The sequence below is a fragment of the Amycolatopsis sp. NPDC021455 genome (assembly GCF_040640995.1).
In the GTDB taxonomy this organism is placed as follows: domain Bacteria; phylum Actinomycetota; class Actinomycetes; order Mycobacteriales; family Pseudonocardiaceae; genus Amycolatopsis.
Window position 1 is genome coordinate 180,546 of record NZ_JBFACT010000008.1, and the last position, 16,641, is coordinate 197,186.

Here is a 16,641-nt window from a genome sequence, read left to right on the forward strand (position 1 = left end):
GTGGGCACCGACAGTTTCGGGGCCCGAAGCCCGCGGGCCCGTTCGCTAGTTCGCGCGTTCTCGGGCGGCCAGGTCGCCCCAGAACTCCCGCAGGTCGGAGAACAGTTCGGCCAGCTCCTCGACGTTGCCCGAGCGCAGCGCGTCCAGGATGTCGTGGACCTCGTCGGCGGTGTTGTCGGCCTCCAGGACCGGGTCGGCGAAGAGCTGCACGAGACCGCCGTAGTCCAGCTCGACGACGGAGTCCGGGTGGAAGTTGTCCAGCCACCGCCGGGTCTCGAACAGCACGCGTCCCGGCCCGGAGTCGCCGAAGGTCTGTTCCAGCAGGTCACCGGCCTCGCGCGCGCGGTGCTGCGCGTCGGCGAGCGTGGCCCGCCACGACAGCTCCCGCCGCGGGTCGTCGCGGCCGCGGCCGAGCACCAGCTTGCGCTCGTCCGGCTCGATCAGCACGAACCACGGCAGCGGGACGGTCCAGGTGGTGGACAGCGTGTGCGCCGCCGTCGTGCTCAGGTCCGCCATGGCCGACTTGGTCCGGCCGCGGATCGTCTCCTGGGTGAAGCCGCCTTCGTCGAGGACGACGTTCTTCAGCGCCGGGTGCGCGTCGCCGAGGAACGTGACCAGCGCGGCGGCAGAGCGGGCCCGCAGCTCGAGCGGGCAGACCAGCGGACCGTGTTCGGCCTTGCCGCCGGGCACCTCTTCCGCGTCGAGCACCAGGACGTCGGTCAGGAGGCTCGGCGCGGCACGGCCGTCGCCGAGTTCGGCGGGCAGCAGCCGCCGCGGCGCGGCGACCTGTGACTTGAGCCACATGGCTTGCTCGCGCGCGCCCGCGTCCGTCCGCCGCAGCTTGGCCGCCGAGACGGCCGCGCACAGCCGTTCGTCCGGCGGGTCGCCCAGGGCGAGCAGGGGTTCGTACACCCGCAAGTAAGCCACGAAGGGACGGAGCACGGGTAGATCGTGGCACGTTTACCTGCACCTATCGCCACCGACCGGCCGGTAACCGGTGTCCGGCGAACACTGTCGCCACCGGCACACCGTGCCACGTCGCATCCAACCCCCCGGACACGGTACGGTGTGAGCAGGAAAGAATTGTCGAGACGATGCGGGGCCGCCGATTCCCCCGGCCGCCCCGCCCCTGTGCGAGGGGGTCGAGCCATGGGGCGCGGCCGGGCTAAGGCCAAGCAGACGAAGGTGGCGCGTGAGCTCAAGTACAGCTCGCACGAGACCGACTTCGATGCTTTGCAGCGCGAGCTGTCGAGTAACTCCTCGAATGATCATCACCACGAGGAGTCCGACAGCCGGTATGAGGACCCGTACGACGACGGGTACGACGAGTACCGTCGTTGAGCACGCGTAAACGCGCGAGGGCGAAGCCGGGCACAACCCGGCAACCGCCCTCGCGCGTCGCGTGCTGCCCACAATCGTGTCCGGGCTGCACAGCGATGAAGGAGTGAGCCGGTGGTAAGTCGGGTTGGAGTCGTCGGAGCCGGGCTGATGGGTTCCGGCATCGCCGAGGTGCACGCCCGGTCCGGATTGGACGTCGTGGTCACCGAGGTGAACCAGCCGGCGCTCGACGCGGGCAAGGCCCGCATCGAGAAGTCGCTGCAACGCGGCGTGAAGAGCGGCAAGCTCTCGGCCGAGGACGCCGAAGCGGCCCTCGGCAGGCTCAGGTTCACGACGGACATCGCCGAGTTCGCCGACCGCGAACTGGTCGTGGAGGCGATCCTCGAGCAGGAGCAGGCGAAGGTCGACGTCTTCCGCCAGCTGGACAAGATCGTCGAAGCCGAGGACGCGCTGTTCGCGTCCAACACGTCGTCGATCCCGATCATGAAGCTGGGCATGGCGACGAGCCGCCCGCAGCAGGTGGTCGGCATCCACTTCTTCAACCCGGTGCCGGTGCTGCCGCTGGTGGAGCTGGTGCCCTCGCTGCTGACCAGCGAGGAGACCGCCCGCCGCGCGGAGGAGCACGCGACGACGGCGCTGGGCAAGACGGTGATCCGCTCGCAGGACCGCGCCGGGTTCATCGTGAACTCGCTGCTGGTGCCGTACCTGCTCTCGGCGATCCGGATGATCGAGTCGGGCTTCGCCTCGGCGGAGGACATCGACCGCGGCATGGAGCTGGGCACGGCGCACCCGATGGGCCCGCTGCGCCTGTCCGACCTGATCGGGCTGGACACGATCAAGGCGATCGCGGACTCGATGTACGCGGAGTTCAAGGAGCCGCTGTACTCGTCGCCGCCGCTGCTGCTGCGCATGGTGGACGCGGGCCTGCTCGGCAAGAAGACGGGCCGCGGTTTCTACTCCTACAGCTGACTCCGGTCGAACCCGACGGGCGCGTCGAAGGCCGCCCGCCGCGCCGCCCGGCGGAGGACGGTCAGGATGGCCGGCCCGAGCAGGACGATGGCCACGGCATTGGTGACGGCTCGGCCGGTGTCCCACCCGAGGGTCGACGTCAGGACCGTGTAGACGGCGAACCGGTGCAGGTTGTCCAGCAGCGGCGCCCCGGGCATGAAGCCGAGCTGGGTGGCGGTGCCGGCGAGGAACGGCCACGTCCACAGGCTCATCAAGAGCCCGAAGAAGTAGGCCGCGAACACGCCGTACGCGACCAGCAGGGCGATCTCGGCCTTGCCGCGGGCTCGGGGCAGTAGTCCGGCCCCGAGCCCGATGAGCGAAGACGCCAGCATCTGGAAGGGCAGCCAAGGCCCGACACCGGCGGTGAGCAGCGCCGACGTGAACAGCGACGTCGAGCCGAGCACGAACCCGAAGCCGGGCCCGAACACCCGCCCGGCGAGCACGAGCAGGAAGAACACCAGCTCGACGCCTCCGGTGCCGGCACCCAGCGGCCGAAGACCGGCGTTCACCGCCGACAGGACGCCGAGCAGCGCGAGCGCCTTGGCGTCGATGCCACCCCGCGACAGCTCGGCCAGGACGACGAGGATCAGCACGGGCAACGTCGCCATGAACACGAACGGCGCATCCACGGTGTGCGCGGCGGCGCTGGGCCGGGGGTGCGCGAAGAGCGGCCAGCAGAACATGGCCAGCCCGAGGACGCTCGCGAGGCTCAGGACCAGCGCGGGCCGCAGCGTCAGGCGGACGGCGCGGGGCGCGCCGAGGAAGTCAGTCACGCTGCGGCCTCCGCGGCTTCGCTGACCACCGCAGGCCGCGTGAGGCACGCCCAGGCAACCTGGTCATACCGCCGCTTCCGAGACATGACCGACGCCCCGGGCCCCGGCGCTAGGCGGACGGCGCGGAGCGCGCCGAGAAAGTCGATCACGCCGCGACCTCCAGAAAGTGCGGGCGGGGTGGCATCCCCTGGGCGCCAAGTCGTGGCTGGCTGCCCGCCGCAGGGTTGCGAACCGGTAGCGCGCCTGCGGGAGCTCGCTCGTCTTCTTCGGCCCCCGCCCCCGCCCCCCACCCCCCCACCCCCTCCGCCACCCTCACCTCAACGCCTCCGCCACCTCGTCGACCGTCAGCCACGGCTCCGGGGCCAGGATCTTCGCCACCTGCGGGGCGAATGCCGGCGAGGCGACGATCACCTCCCTGGTCGGGCCGTCCGCGACGATCTCGCCCTCGGCCATCACCACCACGCGGTCGGCTGCCGTGGCCACGAACTCGACGTCGTGCGTGGCCAGCAGCACCGCCCGGTCCTGCGAGGCCAGCTCTCGCAGGACCGCGGCGAAGCGCCGTTTCGCGGGGTAGTCCAGGCCGCGGGTGGGCTCGTCGAGCAGGACGACCGGCGGGGCCGCCGCCAGCTGGACTGCCAGCACCAGCGCCAGTCGCTGCCCCTCCGAGAGGTCGCCGGGGTGCGCTTCACCGGCGATCCCGGGGGCCAGCCGGTCCAGCAGGGCCCGGGCCGTTCCCGCCGGTACCTCGGACTCGGTGTCCGCCTGTGCGCACTCGGCGTCCACCGAATCGAGGTACAGCAGGTCGGCCGGGGTCTGCGGGACCAGCCCCACGCGCTGACGGGCCACTCGTGGCTTGAGTGACGCAGGATCCGCGCCGCCGACGTCGACCTTCCCCGCCGACCTCGGTCCGCTGCCCTGCATCGCCCAGAGAAGCGACGACTTGCCGGAGCCGTTGCGGCCCATCAGCGCGACCACCTCGCCCGGTCCGGCACGCAGGTCGACCCCGCGCACCGCCAGGACATCTCCGTATCGGACCACCACCCCTCTCACATCCAGTGCCGAACCGGTCACCGAGAGACTACGACCCACCACCGACAATTTCTGGAGCCGCGAGCGCAGCGGCCCCGCGACCCGCCGCGCGTCCCGGACCGACAGCGGCAGCGGTGACCAGCCCGCGAGCCGCCCCAGCTCGGCGATCGGGGGTGCGATCGACGACGTCGCCAAGATCTCGGCGGGCGGTCCGGACCGCACCGAACCGTCGCCGGGCAGGTACAGCAGCCGGTCGGCGTACTGGGCGACGCGCTCCATCCGGTGTTCCGCGACGACCACCGTCGTCCCGAGGTCGTGCACCAGCCGCGTGATCACCGCGAGCACGTCCTCGGCCGCCGTCGGGTCCAGCGCGGACGTCGGCTCGTCCAGGACCAGCACGCGCGGGTGCGCCGTCAGCACCGAGCCGATCGCGACCCGCTGCTGCTGCCCGCCGGAGAGTGTCCGAAGTGGACGGTTGCGCAGCTCGGCGATGCCCAGCAGGTCCAGCGTTTCCTCGACCCGCTTGCGCATGACGTCCGGCGGCACGGCCAGCTGCTCCATCGCATAGGCCAGCTCCTCCTCGACGGTGTCCGTCACGAACCCGGCGAGGGGGTCCTGCCCGACGACGCCGACCACCGCGGCCAGCTCACGAGGCGGAAACTGCGAAGTGTCGTGCCTACCGACCCGCACCCGGCCGGCCAGCCGCCCGCCGGTGAAGTGGGGGACGAGCCCGTTGATCGCGCCGAGGAACGTCGACTTCCCGGCTCCCGTCGGCCCGGCGACCAGGCACAGCTCACCCTCCTCGACCTGCAGCGACACGTCCGACAGCACCGGCCGCGAGGCGTCCGGATAGGTCACCGTGACCCGCGAGAACTCGATCACCGGACGACCTCCGACGAAGGGGCGACGAACGCCGGGAGCACTGCGACGAGCAGGGACAACACGTGCACCAGGGAGACTTCCGGCCAGCGCAGCGGGCTCAGCGACGGGTAGAGGTTCCCCGGGTCGACGCGGGCGGTCACGAACAGCAGCCCGCACGCTCCGGCGCCCGCCGCCACGACCAGCGTCTCCGGCCACCGCCACGGGTCCGGCCGGTACGCCGTGCGCCGCACCCGCCGTCCGCCGAGGACGAAACCCGCGACCGCCACCGCCAGCCCGGCCGTCAGCAGCGGGACGCCGAGCCAGGGCGTCGTCCCGTCGAGCACGCCGTAGACGCCGACGCACACGCCGACCAGCCCGGACAGGACACAAGCAGCGATCAGCAGGCGCACGCGGCGGCTCAAGTACGCCCGGCGGCCGTAGCCCCGGGAGTCCATCGCGGCCGCCAGCCGCAGCGACCGGTCCATCGCGTCCTCCAGCACCGGGACCACGATGCCCTTGACCGCCCGCAGCCCGCGAGTCCGGCCGGCCCGCAGCCGCCGGGCTCGTCGCACGCGCTGCACGCTCTCGACGAGCTGAGGCGCGACCGTCAGCGCCACCGTCACCGCCGTGCCCACCTCGTACAGCGCTCCCGGCACCGCCTTGAGCAGGCGTTTCGGGTTGGCCAGGGCGTTCGCCGCGCCGACGCAGACCACCATCGTCGCCAGCCGCAGGCCGTCGTAGAACCCGCCGAGCAGCTCCTCCGCCGACGTCGGCCCGAGCAGGGACAACCCGGCGGTCAGGGGGATCCGCGGCAGCGTGAACAGGACGTGCCCGCCGTCCTCGCCGCCGATCAGGATCCGGAACAGCACGCGCGACGCGACGATAAGCGCGCCGACGTAGGCGTACAGCCGGAAGGCCAGCGCCCAGGGCGCGTCACTCCGCCGGTTCACGACGACGAACCCGGCGACGGCGATGATCAGGCCGAGCAGCAGCGGGTTCGTGGTGCGGCTGGCGGCGACGGCCAGCGCGAGCGCCCAGACCCACCAGGCGCCGGGATGCAGCGTCCTAGGCACGCCGACGACGGGCGACGACGATCCCCGCGCCGCCGAGCACGACGATCACGACCACGCCGATCACCAGGCCCCACGGGAATTCGGTTTCGCCGGCCACCGACACGTCCGGGACAGCCCTCACAGGTTGCCGGACCGGCGCCACGTGCGGCGGCGCCGGCAGGTCGTTGGCGGACTTCGGACGCGCGAACGCCCACCCCTCGAACCCACCGGGGATCGGCTTCGCCGTCTGGGCTCCTTCCTGGCTCGACTGCCAGATGCCGCCCGTCGGGGCGGCGTGCCAGTAGCTCCAGTACGCCGTGGCCGACGGCATGCCCGTGCAGGACTCGACGTCGGGGCCGGGCTTGCCGTCGATCCGGCAGGCCACGGCGAGGCCGTACTTCTGCGAGCCCGCCACCTGGAAGCCCGCCTCCTGCAGGGCGGCGATGCCGTTCGCGGGCGTCCCGGGGGCGCAGCGGATCACCGGCTGCGGTGCCAGGTCGCCGAAGTCGACGACCACCGTCACCCCGCCACCCTCGGGGCACGCCCCCTCGGCGGCCGACGCGGGCGCGGCGCCCGTGAAACAGGCAGCGAGCAGCAGTGCGCAGACAGCGACGAAGCGGGACGCGATCATGCAGGCACTTTAACCACGCCGGGGTCCGCCGAAGGTGCGGTTCCGGCGCGACGCGGGACACACCTAGACTGCGGGCCGTGGGACAGCTCATCGCGGACGGACAGCTGCGCGTCGGCCTGGTCGGCGCCGGCCCGTGGGCGACGACGGTGCACGCACCCGGCCTCGCGGACCACCCCGGCACGGCGCTGACCGCGGTCTGGGCCCGGCGGCCGGAGGCGGCGCAAGCGCTTGCGGAGACGCACTGCGCGACCGCCGCGGGCAGCGTCGAGGAGCTGTTCGAGCAGGTGGACGCGGTCGCGTTCGCGGTGCCGCCGTCGATCCAGGCCGAACTGGGCGTGCGCGCGGCCGAAGCCGGGAAGCACCTGATCCTCGAGAAGCCGATCGCCGCCGACCTCGACGGCGCGCGACGGCTGGCCGACGCGGTCGCGGGCACGGGTGTCGCCGCGCTCGTGGTTCTGACCCTGCGCTACGCGGCGCAGACCCAGGAGTGGCTCGCCGGCCTCGCCGAGGCGGGCGGCTGGGCGGGCGGCGGGGCACGCTGGCTGTCCGGGGCCCTGCTCGGCGGCCAGTACGCGGCGTCGGAGTGGCGCCAGGACGACGGCGGCGCGCTGTTCGACATCGGCCCGCACGCGCTCGACCTGCTGGACGCGGCGCTCGGCCCGATCACCGAGGTCGTGGCGGCCCGGCAGAGCCCCGGCGACCTCTGGCACCTGATGCTGGCCCACGACGGCGGCGTGATCAGCACCGCCACGCTCTCGCTGCGGCTGCCGGTGCAGCCGACCGTCGTCGAGGTCGCCGTCTGGGGGCAGCACGGCTACCGGACGCTCGGGCGCAAGCCGGGCTCGGCGCAGGAGTCCTACACCGCGCTGCTGGACGACTTCGCCGCGATGATCGCCAGCGGCACGACGACGCACCCCTGCGACGTCCGGCGCGGCCTGCACCTGCAGACCCTGCTCGAGCAGGCGCGCGAACTCGCCGCGAAGTAGTACACAGGTCTTCGGCGCGGATTTCCGTTGTGAAACAACGCTTCCGCGCGCACATCCCCAATTCATCCACAGGGTTGTCCACAACCTCCACTGTGGACAGTGTGCCCCCTGACCGAACCACGTGAAGACGACCGGCGCCACCGGAAAGATCACCGAATAGTGCGGTCCGCTCGGAATGCCGAGTCGATCTTGTGATGCGAAGGTGATCTTGGGAGGGGTCACTTCGACGCGCATCGTCGATCTTGAGGGGTTCGAGAAGGGAGGCGCATGGAAGCTCTGCTGCGCGCCTTCTGGGGGATGATTCCGGTTTCGGCCATCGCACTGCCGTACGCGCTGCTCGGCTGGCCACTGCTCGCGGCCCGGCGCCGCCGAAGACTGCCCGCCCGCTACGCGACCGCGACCGCCGGTGTCGACAGCGCCGCCTGCTACGTCGCCTTCCTGGTGTTCTTCCTGGTCACGATGCCCGTCGGCGACTCCGCCGACAGCACGCTCGACCTCGTGCCGGGCGCGGACATCACCGCGGCTTTCGGCAGCGACGGTTCACTCTGGCAGGTGGTCGGCAACGTCCTGCTGCTGAGCCCGCTCGGCGCGCTGCTCCCGGTGCGGATCCACCGCCTGCGCGCGCTGCCGCGGGTCGCGCTGGCCGCGTTGATCGCCTCCGTGCTGGTGGAAGGTACGCAATATCTGATCCACGACGGCCGCGTGACGTCGACCGACGACGTCCTCCTGAACACCGTGGGCGCGGTGCTCGGGGCGGCGCTCAGCCGGCGCGGCTGGCGTTCGCTCGACGTGCCGCCGCCGGCCCCGGTGGCGATCCCGGCACCCCGCCGCGCGAACCGAACGATCTGTGAAGCCCCGGCGCTCACGCTGCGGGTGCCGCGATCGGTCTGGGACAAGCGGTACGCGGCCATCGCGCACCCGGAACGCCGGTAACCCGGTTGCGGGCCATGCCAAGATGGCCGGGAAGAGCCCCTTCGAGTCAAGGACTGAGTGCCTATGCCTGGCGCCGCCTCCGGCGTCGGCCTTCGCTAGGCCTGACGCCCAGCGATCCACCCGCGAGCCCGTTCGGGGCTGCGGTTCCTTGACGTGCTTTTCGAAGGCTCGAATGTCTGCCATCCAGACGTATGTCCGCAAGACGGCACCACGCGGCCGCGAGACCGAGCAGGTCGGCCCGTTCCTCGCGACCTACTCGCCGGACACGGCGCACCCGATGCTCAACTACGCGATCCCGGACGACGGCGCGCGGCCGACGGCGGCCGAGATCGACGCGCTGACCGAGGCGTACCGGCGGCGGGACCTGCTCCCGCGGCTCGAGTACTTCACCGACGTCGCCCCCGGCCTGGAGAACCTGCTGGTCGAAGCGGGGTATGCGCTCGAACGACGGGTCGCGCTGATGACCTGCACGCCGGCCGGGTTCACCGATCACCTCGCACCGAGCGGGTACGCCATCCGCGAACCGGAGTCCGGCGACGACTACCGGCGGATGCGCTCGGCGCAGAACCGCGCGTACGGCGAACCGGCGGAAGTCACCGAGGACGAGACCGAAAGGGCGAAGCAGAGCAAGGCGGCGGGCGTCACCTCGGCGCTCGCCGAGGACCTGGTCACCGGGGAGGTCGTCGGCGGCGGGGTCGCCCTCGAAATCGTCGACGGCACCACGGAGATCGCCGGCATCGGCGTGCTCGACACCCATCGCGGACGCGGGCTCGCCGCCGCGCTCACGGCGTTCCTGACCAGGGACGCGTTCGCGAAGGGTGCGCACACCGCGTTCCTGACCCCGGGGGACGCCGGGATCGGACGCATCTACGCCCGCGTCGGCTACCGACCGGCCGGGGAGTGCGTGCACCTGTCGCTGCGCTAATCGTCGAAGCGGCCGGAGCGGCCACGTTTCACGTCGCTCCGGCGCTTCTTCGACGCCAGGCGACGCTCCTTCGAACCGCGGGACGGCTTCGTGGGGCGTCGCTTGGCCGGCGGCGGGGCCGACGCGTCGAGCAGCAGGTTCGCCAGCCGGCCTCGCGCCGCTTCGCGGTTCTGCAGCTGGGAGCGGTGTTCGCTCGCGGCGATCGTGAGGACGCCGTCGACCAGCCGCGAGCCGAGCCCGGTCAGTACCCGGTCACGCAGGTGCTCGGGGATCGACGGCGACGCGGCGACGTCGAAGGACAGCTCCACTCGCGAGTCCGTGGTGTTCACGCCCTGCCCGCCCGGACCGGACGACCGCGAAAAGCGCTCGCTCAACTCGGCTCCCGGGATCACGAACCGGGAGCCGACCACCACGTCTTCGGCTGCCACACACTCCAGTGTGACAGCCCGATCAAGTGCGTTTCAGAACCGCGGGTGGTCACCCGAGAGCACCGCGCGCGGGCCGTCGACGTCGCCGGCGGGCTGGACGTCGCCCAGCACCCACGCCGGGACGTGCCGCGCGGTGAGCATGGCCAGCGCCCGGTCGACGTCCTCGGCGCCGACGATCGCGACCATGCCGACGCCCATGTTGAACGTCTTCTCCAGCTCGGCCCGCTCGACCTTGCCGCGCTGGCCGATCAGCGCGAACACCGGCGCCGGGGTCCAGGTGCCGCGGTCGAGCCGGGCGACCAGGCCGCGCGGCATGACGCGGGCCAGGTTGGCCTCCAGGCCACCCCCGGTGATGTGCGCGAACGTCCGGACCTCGGTCTCGGCGGCCAGCGCCAGGCAGTCCTTCGCGTAGATCCGCGTCGGCTCCAGCATCTCCTCGCCGAGGGTGCGGCCGAACTCCTCGACGTGTCCGTCGAGCGGCATCCGGGCGATGTCCAGCAGCACGTGCCGAGCCAGGGAGTACCCGTTCGAGTGCAATCCCGACGAGCCGAGGGCCAGCACGACGTCACCCGGACGGACCTTTTCCGGCGAGAGCAGCTGGGACGCCTCGACGACGCCGACGCCGGTGGCCGACATGTCGTAGTCGTGCTCGCCCATCAGCCCCGGGTGCTCCGCGGTCTCGCCGCCGAGCAGGGCGCAGCCCGCCTTGACGCAGCCCTCGGCGATGCCGCCGACCAGCGCGGCGATCTTCTCCGGGTGCACCTTGCCGACGGCGATGTAGTCCTGCAGGAACAGCGGCTCGGCACCGGTCACGACCAGGTCGTCGACCACCATGGCGACCAGGTCGATGCCGACCGTGTCGTGCTTGTCGAGCGCCTGCGCGACCGCGATCTTGGTGCCGACGCCGTCGGTCGAGGACGCGAGCACCGGCTCCTTCCACTTGTCGAGCTTCAGGGAGAAGAGCCCGGCGAAACCGCCGACACCACCCATGACCTCGGGCCGCGTCGCCCGCTCGGCGTGCGGCTTGAGCAGCTCGACGGCTTCATCGCCGGCGTCGATGCTGACGCCGGCCGCGGCGTACGTGGCGCTCGTGGACTCGCTCACGGTGGACGGACTCCCTACTGGAAGGAACTCAGGGACGCCGGACGGCGTCTTCGGCACCGTACCCGGCGGGGCTGACGGGGGTCGCCGCGCCATTGACCGCGTCGAGGCTTTCGAGCAGGTGTTTCCCGATCAACGCGTCCTCCGGGAGCGGGATCGGGTACTCGCCCGAGAAGCACGCCGTGCACAGCCGCGACTTCGGCTGTTCCGCGGCCGCGACCAGGCCGTCCAGGGAAATGTAACCCAGGGAGTCGGCTCCGATCGAGCGCCGGATGCCGTCGAGGTCGACGCCGTTCGCGACCAGCTCGGCCCGCGAGGCGAAGTCGATGCCGTAGAAGCACGGCCAGCGCACGGGCGGTGACGCGATCCGGACGTGCACCTCGAGCGCGCCGGCCTCCCGCAGCATCCGGACCAGCGCGCGCTGGGTGTTGCCGCGGACGATCGAGTCGTCGACCACGACCAGGCGCTTGCCGCGGATGACGTCGCGCAGCGGGTTCAGCTTGAGCCGGATGCCCAGCTGGCGGATGGTCTGCGACGGCTGGATGAAGGTGCGCCCGACGTAGGCGTTCTTCACCAGGCCGGTGCCGTAGGGGATGCCGGAGCCCTGCGCGTACCCGATCGCGGCCGGCGTGCCCGACTCCGGCACCGGCATCACGAGGTCGGCCTCGACCGGCTGCTCGGCGGCCAGGCGGCGGCCGATCTCGACGCGGGTGGCGTGCACGCCGCGGCCGGCGATCGTGGTGTCGGGGCGGGCGAGGTAGACGTACTCGAAGACGCAGCCCTTGGGGTCCGGGTTCGCGAACCGCGACGAGCGCAGGCCCTCGGCGTCGATGGCGATCAGCTCGCCGGGCTCGACCTCGCGGACGAACGACGCGCCGACGATGTCGAGGCCCGCAGTCTCGCTCGAGACGACCCAGCCGCGTTCGAGCCTGCCGAGCACCAGCGGGTGCACGCCGTGCGGGTCACGCGCCGCGTAGAGCGTGTTCTCGTCGGAGAACACCAGGCAGAAGGCGCCCTTCAGGGTGGGCAGCAGATCCATCGCGGCGGCTTCGATGCCCTTGTCGGCGGCGCTCGCGGCGAGCAGCCCGCAGATGAGGTCGGAGTCGCTGGACGAGCCGGTCAGGCCCGCGTGCGGCTTGAGGCCGGCGGCGATGGTGCGTTCGCGCAGCTCCGCCGTGTTGACGAGGTTGCCGTTGTGGGCGAAGGACAGGCCGCTGCCGGTCTCGGTGGTGCGGAAGATCGGCTGGGCGTTCTCCCAGATGGTCGCGCCGGTGGTCGAGTACCGGCAGTGCCCGACGGCGATGTGGCCCTGCAGCGACTGCAGGATCTGCTCGTCGAACACCTGGCTGACCAGGCCGAGGTCCTTGAAGACCACGATCTGCGAGCCGTCGGAGACGGAGATGCCGGCGGCCTCCTGGCCCCGGTGCTGCAGGGCGTAGAGGCCGTAGTAGGTCAGCTTCGCGACTTCTTCCCCGGGAGCCCAGACGCCGAAGACGCCGCACTCCTCACGGGGTTCCGGTTCGGGCTGGTCGGACTCGAGCTGCGGGTCGGAAACCACCGAGGAGCTCCTGGGAAGACGTGGTCAGGCCGCTTCAAGTGTAGACGGTCCGGTCATGAGCCAGGCCCCGCCCGACGTGGCACTGACCACTTCGGACGGGGCCCGCAAGTCTTCCCCTCTAGCACGCATCCGGCAGCGACAGGATCTCCGTGAGGACCTGTGCGCCTTCGCCGCGGCGGCGCCACAGCCAGCGCTCGGGCTCCAGGATGTTCTCTTCGGTGCCGGGCATCCGGGTCGCCACGACGTCGTCCTCGGCGTTGAGCCGGACCACGTCCACCACGTCGTCGTGCACCCGCACGCCGACGACGGCGAGGACTTCGCCGTGCTCGTCGGCGGGGTGCACGAACTGGTAGCCGCGAGCCACCAGTTCCTGCAGTCCGGTTTCGATGTCGAAGGCGGTGGCGACGGCCTCAGCCGAGGACATCGTCGAATTCACCGTCCTTCGCTCCCGCCAGGAAGGCCGCCATCTCCGCGCGCGTGTAGACGAGCGCCGGGCCGGCGGGGAACCGCGAGTTGCGCATCGCGATCTCACCGTTCGCCAGCGGTGCCACTTCGACGCAGTTGCCCACCGCGCCGCTGTAGCTCGCCTTGCGCCACTGGGCGCCGGAGAGCCGATCGGCCGGGATGCCGTTCTCGAATCGCTCAGCCATGGTCCCACCTCTCGATGCGGAAGATCTTCCGGGGCTATGCATATGCATGTGCATTTGCCCGCGTACCCGAGGCTAGCACGTGTGGCTGCAACGGTAAATGCACGTGCAGAATTTCTTGCAAAGTTCTCGGAGGGTAAAGAATCACGACGCCGTGGTTAACCTATCGGGTGATAGACACCTGCACGATTGGACCAATAACTACGGCGAGTTACCGCTCACCGGGGCACAGCGAAGCCGTCGAATCCAAGGCGAGGACCAGGACTTACTAGATCTCCTGCCGGCGCTTCGCGAGCAGAGTCCGGCTCCGCTCCGGCGTCTCCGCGTCGACCGCGAGCATGTCGAGCGCCCGGCTGTACTTTTCGATCTCTTCGCGTTTCTCGATGTAGTGCGCGCCGGTGAGGTACTCGACGTACGCAATGTTCGGCAGTTCCGGCTCACCGAACCGCAACAGCGAAAAGGCGTGTTCCGCGGACAACCCGCTGCGCGAATACGGCAGCACCTGGACCGACACGTGCGGCAGCGCGCTCATCTCGAGCAGGTATTCGATCTGCTGTTTGAGAACCTTCACGCCACCGATCGGGCGATACAGCACCGACTCGTCGAGCACCATCCACACGCGCGGCGCGTCCGGCCTGCTGAACATCTTCTGCCGGCGCATCCGCAGCGCGACGAGCTGGTCGACGCGCTCGTCGGCCATCTCCGGACGACCGTGGCTGAAGATCGCCCGCGCGTACGGCTCGATCTGCAGCAGGCCCGACACGTAGATCGGCTCCCAGATCTGGATGCGCGCGGCGGCTTCTTCGAGGCCGACGAGGTCGGTGAACCAGTTCGGCATGGTGTCGCCGAAGCGCCGCCACCAGCCTGGCTCGTTCGACTGCTTGACCATGTCGAGGAACGTCTGGCGCTCCGTCGCGTCCTCGACGCCGTACATCGTCAGCAGGTCGGTGACGTCGCGTTCCTTGAACCCCACCCGGCCCAGCTCGAGGCGGCTGATCTTGGATTCCGACCCGCGGATGTTGTAGCCGGCCTGCTGGCGGGTGATGCCCGCCTCCTCGCGGAGGCGGCGCAGCTGTGAGCCCAGGATCATCCGCCGCGCCGTCGGGCCGATGTTCTGTTCGCCACCGGCCGCGTTCACCGCGTTCATTCCCGGACCTTCCGCACTCATATCACCAGGGGGTTCTAACCCGACTACCGAAAGTACACGTTAACCCGTCCTGCGCAAAGGGGTGACCCGGTTTACCGCGTGCGCGCACCGTCCTACTGTACGTAGAGCACGAGACTTTCGACACAGAACTTGCGAGGTTCAAAATGCCCGACGCCGCGACCCGGACCGAACGAGTTCCCGTGGGGGTCGACCCGACCCGAGCGAGCATCGCGCGCGTGTACGACGCCTTCCTGCTCGGGAAGGACAACTACGAGATCGACCGGGAGGTCCTGCACAAGGTGCAGAAGGCCGCCCCGGAGGCCCAGGACCTGGCGTTCGAAAACCGGGGTTTCCTCATCCGCGCGTGCCGTTTCCTCGCGAGCCAGACGGGCATCACCCAGTTCCTCGACTGCGGCTCCGGCCTGCCGACCGCCGAGAACACCCACCAGGTCGTCCAGCGGATCAACCCGGAGATCCGGGTCGTCTACATCGACAACGACCCGGTCGTGCTCGCCCACGGCCGCGCCCTGCTCGAAGAGAACGACAACACCCACTTCGTCGCCGAGGACATCTTCGAGCCGCAGCGGATCCTCCAGAACGAGGTCGTCCGGCAGCACATCGACTTCTCGCAGCCGGTCGCGTTCCTCCAGCTCGGCACGCTGCACCACTACAACGGCGCGCACGAACGGCCGGCCGAGATCATGAAGGAGTACATCGACGCGCTGCCGTCGGGCTCGTTCGTGGCGATCTCGCACTTCTTCGACCCGGAGGACGAAGACTCCGCGACGGCCCGCCGCATGGAGGACTTCTTCCTCCACAGCCCGATGGGCTCCGGCACCTTCCGCACCCAGAAGGAGATCGAAGACCTGTTCCCCGGTCTCGACATGGTGCCCCCGGGCGTGGTCCGGTGCGCCGACTGGTGGCCGGACGGCCCGCGGCTCAAGGAGCTCAACGTCGCCCAGCGGACCATCGCCGGCGGAATCGGCCGCAAGCCGTAACCCGGGCTCCCGTCCGTCAGAGCCGGACGAGGGGGAGCCAATGGGAAAGGTCGGCCCGGGTGCCCGACGCGGACACCCGGCCGTCCGCCACCGCCGTGGTCCAGTCCAGTCGCCCGGTGGCCAGTTCGAGCCACGTCCGCGGGTCGGTCTCGATCACGTTCGGCGGGGTGCCCCGCGTGTGCCGCGGCCCCTCGACGCACTGCACCGCCGCGAACGGCGGCACCCGCACCTCGACCGTCCGGCCCGGCGCGTCCGCCGCCAGCGCGCGCAGGGAGAGCCGGACCGCCGAGGCCAGTTCCGCGCGCGCAGGATCGGGCGCATCGCCCTGCAACCACGGGGAAATCGCCAGCACCGCCGCACGTAACTGTCCGGGGTCGACCGAACGCGAAGAGGCCATGGGCAAACAGTAGAGTGGCGCACCAAGACTTGGCAGGCACACCCGAGAACGTGGGGATGACGATGGCGCAGCGGGACGAGGCGGATCGGATGGTTTCGCAGCAGCCCACCGGAAGCGGAGCCGATCGCCCCGGCAAGCAGGGCAAACACAACCGGGGTGCGCGGCGCGAAGGCCAGCAGGCGCGGCGCTCCGGCAAGCACGGTACCCCCGAGATCACCGCGGAGATGCGGGAGAACGCCCGCGCCAACCCGAACAGCTGGCTCTACGTCATCGACGAGGCCTTCGACCCGAACGGCCCGGTGCCGTCGTGGGCCGTCGTCGGCGCCTACCCGGTGAACGCCGACGGCGAGGTCGTCGCCGACTTCCACCCCAACGACCGCTACCGCCCCTCGCCCAAGGCGCTCGGCTTCCCGGAACCGGCGAACGACCTCGAGCAGCTGCTGCAGCTCGTCCGCACCGAGCACCGGCCGCCGTCGGACCTGCCGAAGATCGTCCTCGACTCGACGTTGTACGTCTACGCGATGTCGCCGGTGCAGCGGACCGTCATCGGCTTCCACAACACCGACGGCCGGGTCATGGTGCCCGCCTACACCCGCAAGTCGCTGGTGCCGCGCGAGTGGCCGCACGCGCGTGCCGTGCTCGGCCGGGACATCGTCGGCCTGCTCGGCGGGCACCCCGTCGCGATCAACCCGCACGACCTCATCACGGCCGTCGTGCCGGCGGAGCACCTGCTGAAGGCCATCGCCGACGAACAGCGCTGACCTGCGGTTTTCACTCCACTGAGTGACCATCCGAGTAGCCGATGCGGCGACGCGGGTGCATCGTGAGG

Annotated in this window: 19 protein-coding genes; 7 read left to right on the forward strand and 12 right to left on the reverse strand. The window is 70.9% G+C overall.

The genetic code is table 11. The features are described from left to right. Positions 1-45: 45 nt before the first annotated feature. The gene (locus AB0G28_RS14195; RefSeq protein ID WP_361087932.1) at positions 46-942 is read right to left on the reverse strand and encodes a hypothetical protein; all 897 of its coding nucleotides are present in this window, start codon (positions 940-942) and stop codon (positions 46-48) included. A gap of 207 nt (positions 943-1,149) precedes the next feature. Here AB0G28_RS14195 and AB0G28_RS14200 point away from each other — a divergent pair, with 207 nt between their 5' ends. Continuing rightward, on the forward strand, positions 1,150-1,341 hold the full coding sequence (locus AB0G28_RS14200) for a DUF3073 domain-containing protein (RefSeq protein WP_361087934.1): 192 nt from the start codon (positions 1,150-1,152) through the stop codon (positions 1,339-1,341). Between the two features lie 111 nt (positions 1,342-1,452). Next, positions 1,453-2,307, forward strand: a complete 855-nt coding sequence (locus tag AB0G28_RS14205) for a 3-hydroxybutyryl-CoA dehydrogenase (RefSeq protein WP_361087937.1) — start codon at positions 1,453-1,455, stop codon at positions 2,305-2,307. On the opposite strand, the gene AB0G28_RS14210 is transcribed toward AB0G28_RS14205, so the two are convergent. The 4 genes from AB0G28_RS14210 to AB0G28_RS14225 all read right to left on the reverse strand — a co-directional run bounded on the left by AB0G28_RS14210 (position 2,298) and on the right by AB0G28_RS14225 (position 6,692). Next, positions 2,298-3,119, reverse strand: a complete 822-nt coding sequence (locus AB0G28_RS14210; RefSeq protein WP_361087940.1) for an ECF transporter S component — start codon at positions 3,117-3,119, stop codon at positions 2,298-2,300. The two genes, AB0G28_RS14205 and AB0G28_RS14210, sit on opposite strands and share 10 nt — an antisense overlap. A gap of 312 nt (positions 3,120-3,431) precedes the next feature. Further along, the gene (locus tag AB0G28_RS14215; RefSeq protein WP_361087943.1) at positions 3,432-5,030 is read right to left on the reverse strand and encodes an ATP-binding cassette domain-containing protein; all 1,599 of its coding nucleotides are present in this window, start codon (positions 5,028-5,030) and stop codon (positions 3,432-3,434) included. Beyond that, positions 5,027-6,082 (reverse strand): CbiQ family ECF transporter T component, encoded by a 1,056-nt coding sequence (locus AB0G28_RS14220; protein WP_361087946.1) that lies wholly within the window; start codon positions 6,080-6,082, stop codon positions 5,027-5,029. The genes AB0G28_RS14215 and AB0G28_RS14220 overlap by 4 nt, the downstream gene beginning before the upstream one ends. Further along, positions 6,075-6,692, reverse strand: coding sequence for a hypothetical protein (locus AB0G28_RS14225; protein ID WP_361087949.1), 618 nt, complete (start codon positions 6,690-6,692; stop codon positions 6,075-6,077). The genes AB0G28_RS14220 and AB0G28_RS14225 overlap by 8 nt, the downstream gene beginning before the upstream one ends. A gap of 77 nt (positions 6,693-6,769) precedes the next feature. Here AB0G28_RS14225 and AB0G28_RS14230 point away from each other — a divergent pair, with 77 nt between their 5' ends. From AB0G28_RS14230 to AB0G28_RS14240, 3 genes are all read left to right on the forward strand, one after another. Beyond that, positions 6,770-7,678 (forward strand): Gfo/Idh/MocA family oxidoreductase, encoded by a 909-nt coding sequence (locus AB0G28_RS14230; RefSeq protein ID WP_361087952.1) that lies wholly within the window; start codon positions 6,770-6,772, stop codon positions 7,676-7,678. Between the two features lie 267 nt (positions 7,679-7,945). Next, positions 7,946-8,611: a VanZ family protein gene (locus AB0G28_RS14235; RefSeq protein ID WP_361087955.1), complete on the forward strand. Its 666-nt coding sequence runs from the start codon at positions 7,946-7,948 to the stop codon at positions 8,609-8,611. A gap of 172 nt (positions 8,612-8,783) precedes the next feature. Beyond that, a complete protein-coding gene (locus AB0G28_RS14240; protein ID WP_361087957.1) occupies positions 8,784-9,536 on the forward strand; it encodes a GNAT family N-acetyltransferase in 753 nt (250 codons plus the stop codon). On the opposite strand, the gene arfB is transcribed toward AB0G28_RS14240, so the two are convergent. The 6 genes from arfB to AB0G28_RS14270 all read right to left on the reverse strand — a co-directional run bounded on the left by arfB (position 9,533) and on the right by AB0G28_RS14270 (position 14,417). Further along, positions 9,533-9,949, reverse strand: a complete 417-nt coding sequence (gene arfB / locus AB0G28_RS14245) for an alternative ribosome rescue aminoacyl-tRNA hydrolase ArfB (RefSeq protein WP_361088023.1) — start codon at positions 9,947-9,949, stop codon at positions 9,533-9,535. The two genes, AB0G28_RS14240 and arfB, sit on opposite strands and share 4 nt — an antisense overlap. 48 nt (positions 9,950-9,997) lie before the next feature. Then, positions 9,998-11,068 carry a phosphoribosylformylglycinamidine cyclo-ligase gene (gene purM / locus AB0G28_RS14250; protein WP_361087960.1) on the reverse strand — a complete coding sequence of 357 codons (1,071 nt, stop codon included), beginning with the start codon at positions 11,066-11,068 and terminating at the stop codon, positions 9,998-10,000. Positions 11,069-11,096: 28 nt separating this feature from the next. Further along, positions 11,097-12,623, reverse strand: coding sequence for an amidophosphoribosyltransferase (gene purF / locus AB0G28_RS14255; RefSeq protein ID WP_361087963.1), 1,527 nt, complete (start codon positions 12,621-12,623; stop codon positions 11,097-11,099). Between the two features lie 118 nt (positions 12,624-12,741). After that, entirely contained in the window at positions 12,742-13,047 is a 306-nt protein-coding gene (locus AB0G28_RS14260; RefSeq protein WP_361087966.1) for a hypothetical protein, read from the reverse strand. Continuing rightward, positions 13,034-13,273, reverse strand: a complete 240-nt coding sequence (locus tag AB0G28_RS14265) for a DUF397 domain-containing protein (protein WP_361087969.1) — start codon at positions 13,271-13,273, stop codon at positions 13,034-13,036. The genes AB0G28_RS14260 and AB0G28_RS14265 overlap by 14 nt, the downstream gene beginning before the upstream one ends. A 265-nt stretch (positions 13,274-13,538) precedes the next feature. After that, positions 13,539-14,417 carry a helix-turn-helix transcriptional regulator gene (locus tag AB0G28_RS14270; protein WP_361087972.1) on the reverse strand — a complete coding sequence of 293 codons (879 nt, stop codon included), beginning with the start codon at positions 14,415-14,417 and terminating at the stop codon, positions 13,539-13,541. 200 nt (positions 14,418-14,617) lie between these two features. On the opposite strand from AB0G28_RS14270, the gene AB0G28_RS14275 reads away from it, so the two are divergent. Further along, positions 14,618-15,415: an SAM-dependent methyltransferase gene (locus AB0G28_RS14275; RefSeq protein ID WP_361087975.1), complete on the forward strand. Its 798-nt coding sequence runs from the start codon at positions 14,618-14,620 to the stop codon at positions 15,413-15,415. 16 nt (positions 15,416-15,431) lie between these two features. Here AB0G28_RS14275 and AB0G28_RS14280 read toward each other — a convergent pair whose 3' ends face one another. Further along, on the reverse strand, positions 15,432-15,812 hold the full coding sequence (locus AB0G28_RS14280) for a sterol carrier family protein (protein ID WP_361087978.1): 381 nt from the start codon (positions 15,810-15,812) through the stop codon (positions 15,432-15,434). Between the two features lie 56 nt (positions 15,813-15,868). Between AB0G28_RS14280 and AB0G28_RS14285 the strand changes: the two genes are divergently transcribed. Further along, a complete protein-coding gene (locus AB0G28_RS14285; protein ID WP_361087981.1) occupies positions 15,869-16,573 on the forward strand; it encodes a type VII secretion system-associated protein in 705 nt (234 codons plus the stop codon). The last annotated feature ends 68 nt before the right edge of the window (positions 16,574-16,641 follow it).

Bases quoted from the DNA above. Each gene is read 5' to 3' on its own strand.
- AB0G28_RS14200 (WP_361087934.1), top strand. From the start codon at position 1,150: ATGGGGCGCGGCCGGGCTAAGGCCAAGCAGACGAAGGTGGCGCGTGAG.
- AB0G28_RS14225 (WP_361087949.1), bottom strand. From the start codon at position 6,692: ATGATCGCGTCCCGCTTCGTCGCTGTCTGCGCACTGCTGCTCGCTGCC.
- AB0G28_RS14235 (WP_361087955.1), top strand. From the start codon at position 7,946: ATGGAAGCTCTGCTGCGCGCCTTCTGGGGGATGATTCCGGTTTCGGCC.
- AB0G28_RS14240 (WP_361087957.1), top strand. From the start codon at position 8,784: ATGTCTGCCATCCAGACGTATGTCCGCAAGACGGCACCACGCGGCCGC.
- AB0G28_RS14260 (WP_361087966.1), bottom strand. From the start codon at position 13,047: ATGTCCTCGGCTGAGGCCGTCGCCACCGCCTTCGACATCGAAACCGGA.
- AB0G28_RS14265 (WP_361087969.1), bottom strand. From the start codon at position 13,273: ATGGCTGAGCGATTCGAGAACGGCATCCCGGCCGATCGGCTCTCCGGC.
- AB0G28_RS14270 (WP_361087972.1), bottom strand. From the start codon at position 14,417: ATGAACGCGGTGAACGCGGCCGGTGGCGAACAGAACATCGGCCCGACG.
- AB0G28_RS14280 (WP_361087978.1), bottom strand. From the start codon at position 15,812: ATGGCCTCTTCGCGTTCGGTCGACCCCGGACAGTTACGTGCGGCGGTG.
- AB0G28_RS14285 (WP_361087981.1), top strand. From the start codon at position 15,869: ATGACGATGGCGCAGCGGGACGAGGCGGATCGGATGGTTTCGCAGCAG.